General features: G+C 55.2%; 13 protein-coding genes. 6 read left to right on the forward strand and 7 right to left on the reverse strand.

All coding sequences use genetic code 11. The annotated features are described in order from the left end of the window. The first annotated feature begins 16 nt into the window (after positions 1–16). From ACR0AW_RS09150 to ACR0AW_RS09175, 6 genes are all read left to right on the forward strand, one after another. Positions 17–2230 carry a TRAP transporter fused permease subunit gene (locus ACR0AW_RS09150; RefSeq protein ID WP_170732655.1) on the forward strand — a complete coding sequence of 738 codons (2214 nt, stop codon included), beginning with the start codon at positions 17–19 and terminating at the stop codon, positions 2228–2230. A gap of 4 nt (positions 2231–2234) precedes the next feature. After that, positions 2235–3473, forward strand: a complete 1239-nt coding sequence (locus ACR0AW_RS09155) for an NAD(P)/FAD-dependent oxidoreductase (RefSeq protein ID WP_170732656.1) — start codon at positions 2235–2237, stop codon at positions 3471–3473. A gap of 24 nt (positions 3474–3497) precedes the next feature. Beyond that, positions 3498–4247, forward strand: a complete 750-nt coding sequence (locus ACR0AW_RS09160) for an aspartate/glutamate racemase family protein (protein WP_480438944.1) — start codon at positions 3498–3500, stop codon at positions 4245–4247. Between the two features lie 76 nt (positions 4248–4323). Further along, the gene (locus tag ACR0AW_RS09165) at positions 4324–5076 is read left to right on the forward strand and encodes a TSUP family transporter (RefSeq protein WP_170732657.1); all 753 of its coding nucleotides are present in this window, start codon (positions 4324–4326) and stop codon (positions 5074–5076) included. A 16-nt stretch (positions 5077–5092) separates the two neighbouring features. Next, entirely contained in the window at positions 5093–6109 is a 1017-nt protein-coding gene (locus ACR0AW_RS09170; protein ID WP_170422665.1) for a D-cysteine desulfhydrase family protein, read from the forward strand. A 116-nt stretch (positions 6110–6225) separates the two neighbouring features. Further along, on the forward strand, positions 6226–6570 hold the full coding sequence (locus tag ACR0AW_RS09175) for a RidA family protein (RefSeq protein ID WP_170394035.1): 345 nt from the start codon (positions 6226–6228) through the stop codon (positions 6568–6570). 446 nt (positions 6571–7016) lie between these two features. On the opposite strand, the gene ACR0AW_RS09180 is transcribed toward ACR0AW_RS09175, so the two are convergent. The 7 genes from ACR0AW_RS09180 to ACR0AW_RS09210 form a co-directional block, all read right to left on the reverse strand. Further along, positions 7017–8105, reverse strand: a complete 1089-nt coding sequence (locus ACR0AW_RS09180; RefSeq protein WP_170732658.1) for a ferritin-like domain-containing protein — start codon at positions 8103–8105, stop codon at positions 7017–7019. After that, positions 8102–10006: a GMC family oxidoreductase gene (locus tag ACR0AW_RS09185; RefSeq protein ID WP_170732659.1), complete on the reverse strand. Its 1905-nt coding sequence runs from the start codon at positions 10004–10006 to the stop codon at positions 8102–8104. The genes ACR0AW_RS09180 and ACR0AW_RS09185 overlap by 4 nt, the downstream gene beginning before the upstream one ends. Then, positions 10003–10479 (reverse strand): hypothetical protein, encoded by a 477-nt coding sequence (locus tag ACR0AW_RS09190; RefSeq protein ID WP_170732660.1) that lies wholly within the window; start codon positions 10477–10479, stop codon positions 10003–10005. The genes ACR0AW_RS09185 and ACR0AW_RS09190 overlap by 4 nt, the downstream gene beginning before the upstream one ends. Further along, positions 10466–11407, reverse strand: a complete 942-nt coding sequence (locus tag ACR0AW_RS09195) for a hypothetical protein (RefSeq protein ID WP_170732661.1) — start codon at positions 11405–11407, stop codon at positions 10466–10468. The genes ACR0AW_RS09190 and ACR0AW_RS09195 overlap by 14 nt, the downstream gene beginning before the upstream one ends. 43 nt (positions 11408–11450) lie before the next feature. Then, a complete protein-coding gene (locus ACR0AW_RS09200) occupies positions 11451–14810 on the reverse strand; it encodes an adenylate/guanylate cyclase domain-containing protein (protein ID WP_170732662.1) in 3360 nt (1119 codons plus the stop codon). 208 nt (positions 14811–15018) lie between these two features. Beyond that, the gene (locus ACR0AW_RS09205; protein WP_170561940.1) at positions 15019–15387 is read right to left on the reverse strand and encodes a putative quinol monooxygenase; all 369 of its coding nucleotides are present in this window, start codon (positions 15385–15387) and stop codon (positions 15019–15021) included. Between the two features lie 331 nt (positions 15388–15718). Then, positions 15719–16951, reverse strand: coding sequence for a Tm-1-like ATP-binding domain-containing protein (locus ACR0AW_RS09210; protein ID WP_170732663.1), 1233 nt, complete (start codon positions 16949–16951; stop codon positions 15719–15721). Positions 16952–17001: the final 50 nt, after the last annotated feature.

Genomic DNA, 17001 nt, shown 5'->3' on the forward strand with positions numbered 1-17001 from the left:
AAATCGGGAGGCCATCATGTCCGAGACCCAGAAACTTGATGACCACGAATTGACAGCCGAGGAACTAGCGGCCATCGAGGAACAGTTCGATGAAGGTGCCGCCGTCCGGCAGGTGACGCCTACCACAGGAAAAGTTCTCCGTGTTGTGGCCCTGATTTTAGCGTTCTACGAATTCTTCACGGCCGGATTCGGCCTGCCCGCAGACCACTGGCACATGGGCATCTACCTCGCCCTGCTGTTCATTCTGGTCTACGCCACAATCCCGATTGTCGGGGCCAAAAGCCTTTATGCCCTTAAGGTCAGCCGGTTCCGCATCGGTAACATCCCGCTCTATGATCTGGTTTTCATGGCGCTTGGCATCATTGCCGCGCTTTATGTCGGCGTCGCCTGGCGCGGCATTCCGTTCCTTGGGATCGAGGAACAGACGTTCCGGATGGGCAACCCCAACAACTATGATGTGTTTCTGGGCGTCGTCATCATCCTTTTGGTGCTGGACATTGCGCGGCGCACGCTGGGCTGGGTGCTGCCCCTTATCATCTGTGTTTTCATCTCATACGCCCTGCTGGGGCCGTACTTCCCCGGACTGCTGCAGCATCCCGGCGTGAATTTCAAAACCTTCGTATCGTCGATGTATTTTCCGCAGGAAGGTATCTACGGCGTCACGCTCTGGGTGGTTTCGACTATCGTCTTTCACTTTGTTTTGTTCGGCGTCATCGCGCAACGCACCGGTCTGGGGCAGCTGTTCATCGACAACGCGACTATACTTGCGGGCCGTTATACTGGCGGTCCGGCAAAGGTATCAGTGGTGTCCTCGGCTTTCTTTGGCACGATCTCGGGCTCATCGGTGGCCAACACCGTATCGACTGGTGCGCTGACCATCCCCAATATGAAACGCCTCGGATACCCGGGCCATTTTGCGGGCGGGGTTGAGGCTGCGTCTTCTGCTGGCGGCCAGATCACTCCGCCGATCATGGGCGCTGCGGCCTTCATCATGGCCGAGTTCCTAGAGGTCCCCTACACCACCATTGTGATCGCGGCCATTTTCCCGGCGATCCTGCACTATGTAGGTGTGTTCGCCGTGGTGCACCTGATGGCGCGCAAGCTGAACCTGAAAGGTCTGGCGAAAGAGCAACTGCCGCAACTCAAAGCCGTATGGGCGGAAGGTTGGGCCAATATCGTGCCGCTGATCGGTCTGCTGGTGGTGCTGTTTACGGGCTACACGCCATTCATGTCCGCTTTCTGCGGTATTTCGCTAGCGGTCATCGCTGGCATGTCGCGGATCAAACAGCCACCAACGCTGATCTATGCCGCGGCTTTCCTGGCTTTTGTGCTTTGGAAATTCTCAGATGGCGGTTTCGACCTGACGATGACCGCAATCCTCTGTGGCCTGTCGGTTATTGCCACGCTGAATCCACAGAAACGGATTGAAGTGCCCGAGATGCTGCAGGCGGTCGAACTGGGCGTAAAGTACTCGCTGGCCGTTGGTGCCGCAGCGGCTGCGGTTGGCATCGTGGTCGGAGTGATCAACACCACTGGCATCGGCTTTCGCATTGGCTTCATGGTGACACAGGGCGCGGGCAATCTGGCGTCAGATCTCTACAACATGATCTCGTTCGGCAGCTTCCAGCTGTTTGCCATGGAAGACCTGCAGCTTTTCATCTCGCTGGTCTTCATCGCCATCGTCTGTATCCTGATGGGCGCAGGTATCCCGACCACAGCGTTGTACATCATGCTGGTATCGGTCGCACAGCCTGCTTTGGCGCAGCTCGGCGTTCCTCCCATCGCCAGCCACCTGTTCGTGCTCTATTACGGCGTGGTGTCAGAAATCACACCCCCGGTCTGTACGTCGGCCTACGCGGCTGCTGCAATTGCCAACTCGAATCCGTTCCGCACTGGCCTGTCGGCATTCACTCTTGGATTGGGCAAGGTGATTGCGCCGATGGCTTTCGTATATGCGCCAGTTCTGCTGTTCGTATCCTCAACCGGCTTCAATTTCTGGGAGTTCACTTACACCGCCGCCAGCTGTATCGCCGGGGTCATCGCCCTGTCGGCTGCGGTTGTGGGCTACTGGCTGAAACCGATGAATGTTGCGGCGCGGATTCTGATGGCCCTTGCGGGGATTATCTTTGTCGCGCCCAGCCTGACGGCAGACCTGATCGCGCTGGCCGTTGCCTCGCCTGTCATCGTCACCCAATTGATCGCGCGCAACCGCAGTCAATCTCCGGCCTGAACTGATGACAGAACAAGTGACCATCATCGGCGCAGGAATCGTCGGCATCTGTTGCGCTTTGTCGCTGCAGGAACGGGGCATTCAGGTTCGGCTGATCGATCGAGGTGAGCCGGGTCAGGAAACCTCGTTCGGGAATGCTGGTGTGGTTTCGCCTTGGTCGATCATTCCGCAAGCAATGCCCGGTATCTGGAAAATGCTGCCCAAAATGCTGCTTGACCCAAAGAGCGCGCTGTCAGTTAGGCTCAGCTTCTGGCCCAAAATGATTCCTTGGGGGTTGCGATTTCTCGGAAACTCAGGAGAAAAAACTGTTCGCGAAGTCTCGGACGCGATGGAGGTTCTTTGTCGCCCCTCCGTCGATCTGTACCGGCGTCATTTACATGGTACCGGGCACGAGAACCTGATCACCGATAGCTATTACATCCACGCCTTTCGCCGACCAGAACAGGCTGATCTGGACGGGCTTGGATATCTTATCCGCCGAGAAAAAGGCGGCGATCTGGAACGCGTCGACGGTGACGAACTGCGCCGATTGGAGCCCGCTATGTCCGAAGCGTTCAAAGGTGCGATCGTGATCAAAGGGCAAGCGCGTGTAACCGCTCCGGGACGTGTGGGAGCGGTTTTGGCCGAAAAGGCGCAAGTGCAAGGTGCTGAGATTGTGCAAACCGAAGTCACCAAGCTTACCCCCGCAGAAGAGGGTGGTTGGCAGATTGCAACTGCGCAGGATACGCTAACCGCCAGCCATGTTGTTCTTGCGGCAGGCGTATGGTCTGCCGACCTGTTGAAACCATTGAGATTGCCTATGCCTCTCGTGGCCGAAAGGGGATATCATGTCGAATTCCCAACCCCTGCGGTCGAACTGAACAACTCGGTCATGGATGTGGATGCAAAGGTGGTCGCAAGTTCGATGCTTGGGGGGCTTAGGGTCGCCGGTACAGCCGAATTCGGCAGCGCCGATGCACCCGCTGACCCACGGAAGAAGAAAATCCTGTCCCAACAGGCCAAGGCTATGATGCCCGAGCTTGATACAGGTGAGGCGCGGTTTTGGATGGGTCGGCGCCCGTCATTCCCGGACAGCTTGCCCGCAATCGGGCAAGTAAAAGACCAAGAGGGACTCTATGCAGCGTTCGGGCATTCTCATTACGGGCTGATGATGGCCCCGAAAACCGGCGAGCTAGTGGCGGATATCGTCTCGGATCGCATCCCGAATATCGATGTAGCACCGTATACACCAACCCGGTTTTGAACTTTCAAATCAAAAAAGGACCTGATGACAATGCCAATTTATCAAGGCGGCCAGAATATCTGCGGGGCCTCAATCGGTGTGCTTTGCCTTGAAAGCTATTTCCCAAAGCCACCGGGCCATATCAAGAATCCGTCCAGCCTGCCATTTCCGGTTCTGTATGAAATGATCGACGGGGTGACTGTCCCGACACTTCTGAACAACCCAACGCCGGAATTGCTTGAACCCTTCATCGAAGGTGCCAAACGGCTTGAGGCCGAAGGCGTGCGCGCCATTACCGGCAGCTGTGGCTTTCTTGCGCTGTTTCAAAAAGAACTGGCTGCAGCGGTTTCAGTTCCGGTGTTTGCTTCCAGCCTAATCCAGGTGCCGCTGGCTTATCACATGACCGGCGCGAACGCTCCGGTGGGTGTTTTGACTGCAGACGCGTCTGCTTTGACCGCCCGGCATTTTGAAGGCGTCGGTGCCGCCGGTGTTCCGGTGGCGGTGAAGGGACTGGAGGACACTAGTGAATTTGCAGAAGTGATCTTGCGGAATACCCGCACCCGTATGGACACAGACCTGATCGAGGCTGAGGTCCTGAACGCAGCCCGTAGCCTGATGCTTGAGGCCCCTGATATCCGCTCACTGGTTTTGGAGTGTACAGACCTGCCGCCCTACGCATCGCGCCTTCAGGAAGAACTGCGCCTTCCCGTGTATGATCTGACGACACTTGCGCAAATGGCACATTCCGTAGCGGCCCGCGAGCTATACTCTGGATTGATGCCCTGGCAGCGTTAGTGCGTGCCAATCAATTCGAATGAAGGAATGACATGGACCATGGCCGTAACCTCAGGATATCTGAGGTCTCGCAAAAATGCCAAAGCTGCAGGAGTGCTATGTGACCATTGATCTGTCCATTTTGATGGCCGCCATTTGCCTCGGGGCAATGCTGCAGGTTGGCGTGGGCATCGGTTTCAGTATCATCGCGGGTCCCCCGATGATGATCCTGCTCGGCACCTCGACGGCAGTTCCCATATTGCTGTTGCTGAATACCCTTGTGTCGATAGTCGCGACGGACCGTCATGTACTAAAGAACAACAAGCCACTCATTCTTAATGCGATCATCGCATGTTGTGTCGGTGTAGCTGCCGGTCTTACTGTTTATCCGTTGTTGAACGAGGCGTTTGTTCTGGCCTTGACGGCCTGCTTGTTGTTGATCGGTTTAATCACCACCCTGCTTCCCTTGCGCGGCACAATCGGGCGTTTTGGGTTTTCAGCCATTACAGGACTGTCCGGGCTTGCGACCGTCTGGGCTGCAACACCGGGCCCACTTATGGTGTTTGGTTTGATCGCAAAGGGCCGTTCAGCAAAAGAGGTGGCCAAGCTGGTGCAACCCATCGCGCTGGTGGCTTATGGCATTGCATTCCTGTTGCACAGCCTGTCCGAAACGCAGGCCATCACATACGGGCCGCAACTGCTCGGCTTTGTCATAATCACGCTGGTAGGCAGCCTGCTTGGACGGGCAGGGGGCCCTTACTTGCCGCAATCGGTCGTCATAGCCGCGATCCGCGTGGTTTCTTTCATCGCTTGCTGTGTCCTGTTCCAGCGCGCCTATATGATTGCATAATCCCGGGAGGTACACGATGCAACGAAACGACAATCTGGAGAGATTTCCTCGCGCCCGGCTTATGTCGGGCCCGACACCTCTGGAACGTTTGGACAGGTTGTCGGCGGAATTGGGGATCGATCTCTGGCTCAAGCGCGATGATCTGACGGAGCTTGTGTTTGGCGGCAATAAAACACGGCAGCTCGAATTCTACCTCGGCGATGCTCAGCAACAAGGTGCCGATACCATTCTAATCACCGGTGCTGTTCAGTCCAATTTTGTCCGATCTGCAGCTGCGGCGGCCGCTAAGCTGGGGATGCAATCCGTGCTTCAATTAGAAGAGCGTGTCCCAGATATGGACGAAGAGTATTACAGGTCCGGGAACGTATTTTTGGCACAGATTCTGGGTGCCGAGCATATGAGCTATCCCGAGGGCGAAGACGAAGCTGGGGCCGACGCGGCATTGCACGCGCGTGCTGACGAATTGAAGGCCCAAGGCCGCACGCCATACGTCATTCATCTGGGCTTGAATCATCCACCTCTGGGGGCGTTGGGCTATGTCGTTGGCGGACAGGAATTGTGCGCCCAGATGCCCAATTTCGATGCGGTGGTTGTGCCGTCAGGCAGTGGTGCTACGCATGGCGGTTTGCTAACCGGTCTAGCACTGGAAGGCAGCACGGCCCCGGTATTTGGAATATGCGTGCGCAGAGATCGCGAGAAGCAACACGCCCGCATGATGATCGTTCTACAGAAACTTGCAAACTTGCTGGATGTTGATGCCGCTCAATTGCAGGCGCGGATCGATGTCTATGACGATGCATTGCCGCCAGGTTACGGCAAAGTGAACGCGAGAACGCGTGCCGCACTGGAAAAAATGGCACGGACCGAAGGGGTTTTCCTCGACCCGGTTTATTCCGCCAAGACATTCGCCGGTTTGATGCATCTGGTTGAAAGCCAGAAGATTAAACCGGGTCAGAAGGTCATTCTGCTGCACACCGGCGGGCTGCCGGCCCTTTTTGGATATCAAAATGAACTGGCGGACAATCTGACTTGAATGAACCTCGGCCTCGTAATGCCGGCTTCTGATCTATGGCTCCCATTGGCATTTCAACGCTTGTGCCGTGGGCAGCTCAAATCACTGCTAAATTCAACAATGAGAAAGTACAAGTTATGACAATCACCCGCATCGAAACCGGTCAGCGCATGAGCCGGATCGTCAAACACAACGGCGTTGCCTACCTGTGCGGTCAGACTTCGGACGCGCCGACCGTGGCAGATCAGACGCAGGACATTCTGGCCAAGGTTGAGGATCTTTTGCAAAAGGCGGGCAGCGACAAGACCCGCATCCTAAAATGCGAAATCTGGTTGGCGGATATGGCAGACTTTGCCGAGATGAATGCCGTTTGGGACGCTTGGGTGCCCGAAGGCCACGCGCCCGCCCGCGCCTGCGGAGAATCCAAGCTCGCCCGTGATGTATTGAAGGTCGAAATGATCGTGACGGCAGCTTACGACTGAGCGGCGGCTGATTGCGGTTAATAGGGTAGGTTTTCTGGACCTTTGCAAGTCCAGTCCCTCGGAGATTGAGCTATTCACGGTCCAGAAAACACCCTAGGTCTTCGCTTCTGCGTTCGCGTGCCCACATTTGCGTCTCTGAAAGCGATTGCTGACGGGAGATGACGGCGATGCGTTAGTTTCGCAGTTTCACCACCAACTGGCATGTGATGCGCGCCCGGTGGGTTCATATCGATTGACCGAAGTCATCGTCGTGGAATCAAATCCTCACGCATCCTGGGTGAGTCAAGAAACAACGCACGATAAATAGCGCTATTCGAGTGCTATCTCAGATCATTTTGGCCGATTCAGGACTGCGCTATGCTGCTGTTAATACAGCAAATTATTGCTTTCCGAATTTGACCAAATAGCTGCGGCGCGTATTCATCGACTTGCAACGAAACGAGCGATCAACTCTTTGTCTTTGCAAGATACGTCCAGGTTGGCCCGGCAGTTTCCCCTGATCCATCCGGCAAAGGAATACGCATCAATTTCTGCGCCAGAGACTTGATGTCATACATTGCTGGGACCAATGACCTTAGCGCAGTCTTGTCCGTGTTGAACGCAATGTGCAGACCATCAAGCAGGCCGGACCAGGCCGCGTTAAATTCGGCAGATATTTCTGCGATCTCTGGCGCGTTCTTGAAGTCCTTTTCGGACGGATCATCCCGCATCGGGGATACCGCGCTCCAATCGACGATGAGGTCGCCACCGGTGGGCGGGCCGTCTATGCTATCATCTGGCTTATAATACCGGCTGTGCAGGATTTCGTTGAACTTGAAATAGTGCGCAACATCCTCGCGGTGGTCAGGGCCAGGGATGATGTCTTTGTCGCCAGCTCTGTGACCAAGGTCTGCGCCTTCCCCTTCATCCATGATCTTCTTTATCGCCTTCAGCGCGGCCTTACGGCGCTGCGACGGGGTACCAATCACCTCGATCACCTCACCTCCAGCTCCGAAATAGTCGGCGTTGGTGATTTGTCGTACCTCATTACCGGTAAAAATCGCGGCATCCCCATAAGTATGACAGGCTTTGCGCAACCTTTCCCGGATGTAGATGTAAAAACCTCCGATCGTATGATAATCACCGCTCTTCGCAGCTCTTTCATCTTTTGGTGCCGTTTCAACCGCACGAAAGCTCTTGATTTGGTCTGGCGTAAACCTGCGCAGATAAACAGTTGGACCGCGGCCGTTTAGCAGTGGCTGGGGGTATTTGGGCAGCAGCTTAGGATTGTTCAGCTCCGGAGTTCCGCCTATCGAATTCATGACATTCGCCGCAAGAACCATGTGGAGCATTTCTTCGACCATAACCTGCCGGATCACTTCGATGGGTTCGGCGTTTACGATTGTTGGCTCAGACCGGTCATACTGGCCTTGTTCGAGGATCGAATAACACGCGGTCGCATAGGGAGGAATGGTAGTGAGTTCAAGAATAAGCGCGTCCTGAAACAGTTTACACAGTGTCGCGCGCTCTTTCTCCAGTTTGTCTTTCGAGGTCATTTTGCACCCCCTTTCCGAACAGCATCCGATATTGCTCTGGAGGCTCGGTAAGCCATTGCCGACATCGTGAGTGTCGGGTTCGATGTTGCGATTGTTGGCATCGATCCGGCGCCTACCATCCACAAATTGTCGTGATCCCAGGTTCGCATTACGTCATTAGTCACCGAATTGCGCGGGTGCGTTCCGATCCGATGGGTTCCGACAAGATGACCTGCGCCAAAGAACGTGTATCCCCGGCCGTCATAGGTGAAATATCCGGCGTCAGATGGGTTGTAGGCCGTGTGGTTTCGAATACCCAGGCGCTGAAAAATCTGGGTGCAAGTGTCATAGGCAGTTGCCAAACCGGCCCGCGAATAGTCATCCAGATCATAGCTGATCACAGGGCGATATTCACCCATCGGTGTGCGATAGGCGGGATCAATCGTGACTCGGTTGGTCGCGCGGGGCAGTTGTTCGACCATCGTGCCGATGCGAACCTGTCTTTGAACATCGTGATATAATTTGTCACGAAGCGCTTTGCCAAAGAGGTTCTCCTGTTCAACAAAGCGCGCCACATCCGTGTTTGGGGCCCCGGTGGCAAAGTTCCAGCCCCAGTTTCCGATCTCGAGCCTATGCGCGGCAGTTCTGTCACGAAAGGTCCCGTCCCGGAAATTGGCGTAGCTTGACGTCGATCCCGGCCCACGAAACGGACCAACCGGCTCGGGCGCGGAACCCCAAGTCATCATGTAGGGATGATCCATCAGGTTGCGGCCCAATTCGCCGCTGGTCCGACAAATCTCGGAAGCCAGCGCGAGTGTCACGTTTTCCACCGCACCACCGGCAAGGACGTATTGTTTGCCTTTGGCCCGGCGCAATTCGTATTGCGCGACACCGGGGAACGGGTATTTCTTGTAGACGATACCCGAAACCCGACCGCTTTCGGCAAGCTCGACCTTGGACGCCACGGCTTGCGTGATGGTCTTCATGTGATGTTTGCGAATGTGCTTGGCATCTTCCAGCGTCTTCATCGCATTGTATTTTGCCTGGATTGGGCAGATCGGGATGCAGCTTGAGTTGCCCTCGCATCGTTGGCCCATATAAGCAAATGGACCGGTCGATCCTCGCGGGCGAAACTGATGCCGCATCTTGCGGCCCACGGGTATGCCATTGGCATTCTTTGGCTTACGCGGGGTTGAGTTGCGGCCTTGCGGCGTGCGTGAGACTTTCAGTTTGACCATGTCTTTAGGGTCTTCGCCAATTTCAATGGGCATGCCGTCTGCCCGGGCAAAGAACCCGTCGATATAAGACGAGGGTATCGAGTGCATGGGGAAGTCATATCCTTTAGCAAAGTACCCCCGGTTATCATGCTTGCCCGAGGTCTTTATTCCCAATGCTCTGGGTGTCTGTTCCTCGGCGTCCGCAGAGACGCCGATTTCCCACTCGGCTCTTTCATAGTCGGATCGAATATCCTTGTAGCCAAATGGCCAATCGACCCCTTGGCCGAACCTGCTCTGCATTTCGAAATCTGCGGGCATCATCCGAAGGCTGGTGCCCAGCCAATGCAAGGAGGTTCCGCCATAGGCACGCAGATAGTTGCTGCCGAAGGGCAACGGGCCACGTTGAACAAAGTACCCGTTCGTGTCCGGTTCGGTGCCGCGAACCGCCGTAATGTCCAGCACCGAAGGTGACGGCAAAGTCGGCAGATCCGGATAGGGTGAGTTCGGTGTTTTCGCCAACGAGAGGTAGTACTGATCCAGATAGGATCGGTAGGTCTCCCACGTTTTACCGTGATCTGCACCGGCCTCGAGGATCAGAACTGTATGCCCTGCTGACACAAGCTCTTTCGCCAGAATGGCACCAGAAAATCCTGCCCCTACAATGACCACATCATAGGTTCTGTCGTCGTCTGTAATCGCGTTCATTGGCCCGCCTCCCGTTTCCGGGGAGGTTCAAGCGCCCAAGCACCAAAACCCTGCTGCTTTGCCCCCATGGGATGGGCACCGATGGCGTCCCAGACCAATCCCTCCTTGTACGAGCGTGTCGAGATGATCTTGACCACATCAAAGCGAGAAGCGCCGTAGCTTTCGCGCCATTCTTGCGAAAGCGGAACCCACTGACCCGTGTACCAAAGCTGAATCAGCGAACGCGCAATCGGGCCAAGGCACCTGTCCGACAGATAAGTTTGGCGGATAATCTGATCATCGTCCCCTTGCCCGAGGGATTGAGCGTGAGACAGAAACCGGTTCAAAATCTCTTCTGGTAGAACCTGTCGGAATTGATGCCAGTATTCCCCGGTGCACCCGGTCCCTTGCAACTCGGCACTATTGTAACCCGTCAATGCCGCGCTGACCGTCAGGAAGGCCTGATGGGCGGGACTGTTGTCATGCTGTGACATGGCGGTCTCCATCAATGGCATCCACGTAGAACCCGCGCGGCTCGAAGCAGGCGGGGGGGCTTTCAAAAACCTGTACGGCGACAGGGGTGAAGTCGGTGAACAACCGATGCATGTCCCGTGTCATCGGGAAATCGTTGTTGCCGAGTTTCAGTTTGAATGTCTTGGCGATGCGCTTGCCGTCCTTGTTGTCCAGCATTGCAGTTTCGAAGAGGCCCGAGATTGTCCAGCGGGTCCAAACAGTGCGGCCAAGACCGGTCGCGAATTCTGGGATCGGAGTGCAATTTGTTGTCGTCCACTGATTGCCGCTGAGCTTTCCCAAATCGGCGGTCAAATCGTAGACGATGGTTTGCGGGTCGTCGGGGTTGACCAATTGAATCCACCAGGATTTCGGAGAGATTGGCGGATGGCCTTTCATCTTGGCGTTCAGCGACGGCACCTTGTAATTGAACTGCCCCAGAAACTTGGGCTCACCAAAGGCCTGACGCCCAGCTTTGACAGCAACCGCATTGTCTGCGGCTACGTGTATTCGCAGATGCCCGATGGTCTTGGTCTGATCGCGGCCGTGCAGATACTCGGTCAGGGACATCTTCGGAACGCCGGGCACCCGGTTCGAAGGGTAAGCCAGAAGGTTAAATTCAACCTCGTTCACAAAGCCCAAGGAATTGTCATAGTGGGCGGTGTAGCGTTGAAAATTCAATAGAATGACAGCTTTGTTCTTTCCATTTTCATCGGGGAACTCCGCCACGCACAATCCTGTACCCTTGACGAAGGGTTTGGCGGCTTCGACCGAGGTATACCAATACATCCATTGGCATTGCAGAGAGGCATAATAGAAGGGAAACGTATCAAACTGCTTGGGCAGTTTTGGCATGACACCGGTGACATTCGTCTGATAGCAGCGGTCACCTTTTGATTTCTTCTTAGTCATAATGGCTATGTCCTCCCGACTGGCTTTGACTATCTCGTATTTTTTAAATGTCCTGTGATGAGCTCTCCGTTTTTGCAGTTCCAAGTTTACTCAGAATAGCGCGTGTCTCGGCCAAATCCGGACCATCGAACCCGGCGACTTCTTCAACCGCTTTTTTGATCCGGTTCAGGCAATCGGGGGTTGGATCAAGCTTTGCCAGCTCTTTGATCGTACGCAGCAGCGGACCAAAATGCCCGCGGTCCAGCGCCAAACTGACAGCCTGCTCGAAATGATCGATACACGCTTCTTCATGACCTTGGGCAAGCGCCAGACGTCCTCTTAGCCGGGTCAAACCGACAATCCAGAATTGTTCCCCCCCACCCAACGTGATCTGCTCGGCTTCGTCCAAAAGCTCTTCTGCGAGTTCGAGATGTCCGTGCAGGATGGCCGCGTCTGCATAAAGATACAGAAAGAAACTCAACCCCAGCCGGCAGCCGGTATCCCGCCATTCCTGAAGACCAAGTTCGATTTCCTTCAGCGCGCCGTCGCCCAACTCGTTCCGGCGTGCCCATCCGTTCATGATCCGCGCCCATCCACGCCAGAACTGAAACGAGTACTCCTCTGAAAGCGCAATCAGATTGGCCGAGCTTTCCAGTACAAGGTCTTCATCACCGCGGAACTGCGAGATCCAACCCAGAAATGCATTTGCAAAGGATTGACTGAAGGGATGCGCTGTTTCTTCCGCGTGAAGCACGGCCTTTTCGATCGCTTCCAAAGCGCTTTTCGTGTCGCCTGACAACCAGCAAGACAGCGCACGATATCCCTGAAGCGCGACGGATAGATCAACGACGTCAAAATCCAGCCCCATGAACCGGTGCTCAAGCGACAGATTGACATCAATCCCTGCCTGCAAATGCGTTAGGGCGTCCTGCGGCTGGCCAAGATATGTCTGCAGCGAGCCAAGTGATCTCTCGGCGGATACAATAGCAAGAGGGCTTTTCAGATCCTGACAAAGCGACACCAGGCGATCCGCATTCTGTTTCGATACAGCATATTCGCCCCCCAGCATTGTCGATCGGAACTGGCCATAGACGACTTTGAACAACCGCTCTGTTTCGCCGTATTCACGACACAAGGTTTGTGCCCGGGCATATGCGGAAAGGACCGAATTGTGTGCGTATCCTCGTACAAACGCCAAAGGAACCGCGATGGTGATTTGCAGATCAATCTCGCGCCGGTCGCGGTCTTGCGACGCAGGCAGTTCCTGCAGACATTCCAGGGCGTGCTGCAGATGGGTGATGGCCTCAACATTTGCAGAATGATCCAATGCCTGGCGCGCGGCCCGCATAAGGTTGAGCTCGGCCGCCAAATAATCACCGGCCCGCCAATAGTGATGGCCCAGAATCTCTGGCTCGTGTTTAACAATTTCCTTGTAGTTCTCTTCAAGAACCGCCGCGATTTGACCGTGCCATCTGGACGCTGTCGAACGCAGCATGGATTGATACGCCGCATCCTGTACCAAGGCGTGACGGAACCGATATGTGTCTTCCACGCCTCTCAGCCCGGCGGGAACAATCAACTCTGTTTCAAGTAGCTGCTCCAGCGCTCTGGTGATTTCCTGGTCGCTCCATTTCAAAACGTGGCTAAGCAGGTTTCTTTCAAAGTTGCGCCCGATAGCAGCAGCGACCTGCACGATTTCGCGGCTGGCGGATAATCGGTCCAGCCTGGCCATCAAGGAATCCTGCAGAGACTCCGGAATCGCCATGGACAACTCGGCCTTACTTTGCCCCCGGCTTGCCAGCAGACCGGATTCCATTGCCATTTTGGTCAGTTCTTCGACAAACAGCGGCACGCCATCGGTTCGGTCTGCCAACTGGGTCAGAACCTCATCCGAAGGCCGGATCCCCGAAATGCTTTCAACCAGTTTGAAGATATCGCGCCGGACCAGACGGTTCAGCTCCAAGGTGGTGACATGTGACTGGTTTCGCCAGGGTGACTGGAATTCACTGCGGGCGGTCATCAAGACCAGGCAGCGTCTACTTGACAGTTGCTCAACCCATCCGTCGACAAACTCAAGCGTGGAAGCATCGAACCAGTGCACATCATCCAGCAGCAACATCAGCGGTGAAGATTGCTCTAAGCTTGCACAAAGCCGCAGCAATGCATCGATCAGAGCACCTTTTTCCCGTTCAGGTGCCATTGGTTCAGCTGGAATCGAAGTGTCTTCCAGCGCCACCAGGCGCAGAATGGGCGTCGCGCAGTCTGGATCATCAAGACCGAGTTCAGACAAAAACCCGATGACTTTTGCCCGGCTCTGTTCCGATGACTCATCAGGTGTCATTCCGGTCAACGCCGTAAGCGCATTTTTTATCGGATAAAATGCGCTGCTTTGATGAAGTGGTGAGCCGAACAGAATGAATCGGGATGCATCTTCGTCGGCCAGGTCATCGCTTAGCCCAAAGGCGATCTTGGATTTTCCGACACCGGCGTCACCGGTCAGCAACAGCACTTGCCCTTCACCTTCCAGCGCACCCTCCCACCGAGATCGGACCAAGGCAATTTCCGCCGTTCGACCGATGGTTGGTGTTTTGTCGTGTGAAAAGTCTTTGCGCCCCGTTTCGAACCCCAAAACCTTCTGCCGGGCCTCAAACAGCTCTAGCGGAGCGCTAATCCCTGCCAATTGCGGCGCGCCCAAAGACACAAAGTCGAGCCGTTCACCAATCAAGCGTCGTGTTACTTCGGAAATCACGACTTGCCCAACTTCGGCAACTGACTGAATGCGCGCGGCCACGTTTGGTGTATCTCCGAACAACCACATCTTTTCGTCCAATGACGAGCTGTTGGCGGTGCCAACAACAACGGGTCCGGTATGCATTCCGATGCGAACGTTGGTCGCAACCGGCTGGCTGGAAAATCCGACTTCAATACCCTCTGCCATCTGAGTAATTTCAAGCGCGCACAGCGCGGCCGAATAGTGACTCGCCTCTTGCGCGACGGGGTAACCAAACACAGCCACAACACCATCACCCGCATAGTTTGCGATCTCACCGCCAAAATTCGCAACCGTGCTACCGACCAGATCGCGATATTGGGTGATAAGCTCACGATAGTCTTCGGGATCAAATTTTTCGGACAACGCGGTAGAACCAACCAGATCGCAGAACATGACGGTCAGTTGCCGCCGTTCCGCAACATTTTCGGATGCAGGCGTTAGTGGCGGTGAATTGTCTGGCTCTGAGTTTTTGACCGACGCTGATCCGACCAAAGACGCGCCGCAGGCCGTGCAGAACTTTGCCTTTTGCAAAGCTGGGGCTCCGCACGCTGTACACGTAAGGGACAGGGCGTTTCCACAGCTTTGGCAATACTTCGATCCGGCAGGATTGGCCGAACCACAATTTGGGCAATTAACGTCAGGACTTACCAAAATGGTCGCCTTCGTAAGTTTAGATAGATCAGGTCAAAATTAGAAACGATAGAACGAAATCACGGCTTCTTATAACATAATATCAACAATGCGTCGCCCAACAATTCCTGATGGATGAACCAGGCTGCAACTTTACCCGGCGCAAAGCCCCGTGGATCAACAAAATTACAGGGTTTCCTTGGGGCGGCCGGGATCGCCCGACCTACCTTTAGCCGTTGCTCGACCCAGCTTCGGGGCGCACGAATCCCTGAATGCGATCCACGTTCATGACCTGAAAGAATGGGCTCTTGCTCCCTGGGGCAGAAAGAAAAAGGTGACCACTTTTTTTCAGGAACTTCGAAAAATCCGATCCTTTGCTCAGGTGTTTTTTGAATGCCTTTTCGTTTTTGTAGATTTCCACGAACACAATCTTATCGTCATCGCATGGCGGGACCGAGTCCGCGCCACCTGAGTGCACAAGGTAACCCCAGGTATCAGGTTCGTTTTTCTTGACGTCCCTAGCAAGCCGCCGGAGTGCAGCAATACCTTCGGACCGGGTTTCTGGGTTCAGATACCAAATCGCAATCGTGGTTAGCATTTCCTCGCTCCTTTCATGGGTTGGACCGATCGTCTAAATGCGGGTCCAACGGTTTGGTTGCCGCTCAATATTGGCAACGTCACCGGCGGAACGGGTCGCTAATCCTGGGCATTTGTTGAGTTCAATTCTTCACTTACTGCGCAGGTCTTTGGCCACCTTGAACCGGTGACACGGTTCCGCCGAAAAATAGTCTTTAACAAGTATCCAAGCGGTGATGGTTATGCATCCAACTGCAAGTCGGCCGCACGTAGAAGAATGCGCCCGAACTCACGCCCACCGAGGCTGAGTTTGACCTGCGTGTATATCATAAAGACGGGCGTAAATCCCGAATTTATGTTGCGACCACGCCTTCTGCGACCCATTCGTCGAACTGGGCCAATACATGATCGCAAAACGCGGCATCGTTGATATGTGCGTCTATTTCGGTCATAGGAACGCGCCCGGGCATGACTTTACGGGCCTCATCCATCATCTCGGCCAGGGCTTCGGGATCATACGCCTCTTCACCCTCCTTGTCCCAGGCTTCGACCCCGTGAACGGGCAGAAAAAAGTGAACCGGGCCAGTTGCGGCCTCCAATCGGTTGGCAAGCTCCCGCACCCAGGCACGGCGTTCATCGCCATTGAAGACCGAGCTTTTTATCAGGCGGTTGTGTTCATGAAATGGACGGTCGGCATACTGGTCAGGGATGTCCTGCCATCCGGCAAAGTCCAAAAGGTCCAGCGCGCCTGGCGCAACCAGCTGTGGTGTGCCCACACGCCCGGCATTTGTCACGCGATCCTCACCGCTGGAGACCACGGAACCCGCCATCAGGTTCCCGAATTCCTGCATGCAGAAGTCCATGACGCAGGCAAACGCCCCTTCACCCGCCAGTTTTTCGAATGCCATGCCGCCCATTCCGGTGGAATGAAAAACGGCAACCTCGAACCCGCGCTCTTCCAGCGCTGGTTTGAGCGTTTTCATATAGCGCAGACACGAGGACCCAAGGCTGGTCATCCCGATCAGCGGTTTGCTGCGATCCGGTATTGTGGCAGCTTTTGTGGCACCAACAACAGCGCCGGCCGCTTGCGCAAGCGAAGATTGGCAGATCGAATTCATACCGTAGAGCCCCCCGGCCCACAGGATCATCTGAATGTCCGGAGCCAGTCGGTGCGGCGGGATCAACGGAGAAAAACTGACGGTAGACACGATGTATTTCGGCACCCCCATTGGCAAGGCCTGCGCACAATCCAGGGCCAGATCGGTACCCATGGTCCCTCCAGTAGCCAGCATCCCATCAAATCGGCCATCCGCATAGGCTTGGGCCACGGTCTTCGAGGCACCATCTGACATCACGCGAAAGGCTTTGTTCTCGTCCCCTTGTGCGATGACATCTTCGATGGTCATTCCAGCCGCTTGGGCGACGTCGTGCTTGGAGATGTCGGTTGGCTCCAAAGGGTCGCCCAATACCGAGACATCCATCGTCAACACATCCGCGCCCTGCGCCTTGATCGCCTGTTCGATGAACCGCATCTCGGGTTCTTTCGTGTCGTAGGTCCCAATCAGCAGGATTGTCTTTGTGGTCATTGGTTCCTCCTATTCATGCGACCTATGGGCCCCAGACAAAGCGGTGAAAA

It is taken from the genome of Ruegeria sp. C5, from assembly GCF_056537605.1.

What these genes read in the sequence shown, in the direction of transcription:
- ACR0AW_RS09150 (WP_170732655.1), top strand. Translation starts at nt 17, where the DNA reads ATGTCCGAGACCCAGAAACTTGATGACCACGAATTGACAGCCGAGGAA.
- ACR0AW_RS09155 (WP_170732656.1), top strand. Translation starts at nt 2,235, where the DNA reads ATGACAGAACAAGTGACCATCATCGGCGCAGGAATCGTCGGCATCTGT.
- ACR0AW_RS09160 (WP_480438944.1), top strand. Translation starts at nt 3,498, where the DNA reads ATGACAATGCCAATTTATCAAGGCGGCCAGAATATCTGCGGGGCCTCA.
- ACR0AW_RS09165 (WP_170732657.1), top strand. Translation starts at nt 4,324, where the DNA reads ATGCCAAAGCTGCAGGAGTGCTATGTGACCATTGATCTGTCCATTTTG.
- ACR0AW_RS09170 (WP_170422665.1), top strand. Translation starts at nt 5,093, where the DNA reads ATGCAACGAAACGACAATCTGGAGAGATTTCCTCGCGCCCGGCTTATG.
- ACR0AW_RS09175 (WP_170394035.1), top strand. Translation starts at nt 6,226, where the DNA reads ATGACAATCACCCGCATCGAAACCGGTCAGCGCATGAGCCGGATCGTC.
- ACR0AW_RS09180 (WP_170732658.1), bottom strand. Translation starts at nt 8,105, where the DNA reads ATGACCTCGAAAGACAAACTGGAGAAAGAGCGCGCGACACTGTGTAAA.
- ACR0AW_RS09185 (WP_170732659.1), bottom strand. Translation starts at nt 10,006, where the DNA reads ATGAACGCGATTACAGACGACGACAGAACCTATGATGTGGTCATTGTA.
- ACR0AW_RS09190 (WP_170732660.1), bottom strand. Translation starts at nt 10,479, where the DNA reads ATGTCACAGCATGACAACAGTCCCGCCCATCAGGCCTTCCTGACGGTC.
- ACR0AW_RS09195 (WP_170732661.1), bottom strand. Translation starts at nt 11,407, where the DNA reads ATGACTAAGAAGAAATCAAAAGGTGACCGCTGCTATCAGACGAATGTC.
- ACR0AW_RS09205 (WP_170561940.1), bottom strand. Translation starts at nt 15,387, where the DNA reads ATGCTAACCACGATTGCGATTTGGTATCTGAACCCAGAAACCCGGTCC.
- ACR0AW_RS09210 (WP_170732663.1), bottom strand. Translation starts at nt 16,951, where the DNA reads ATGACCACAAAGACAATCCTGCTGATTGGGACCTACGACACGAAAGAA.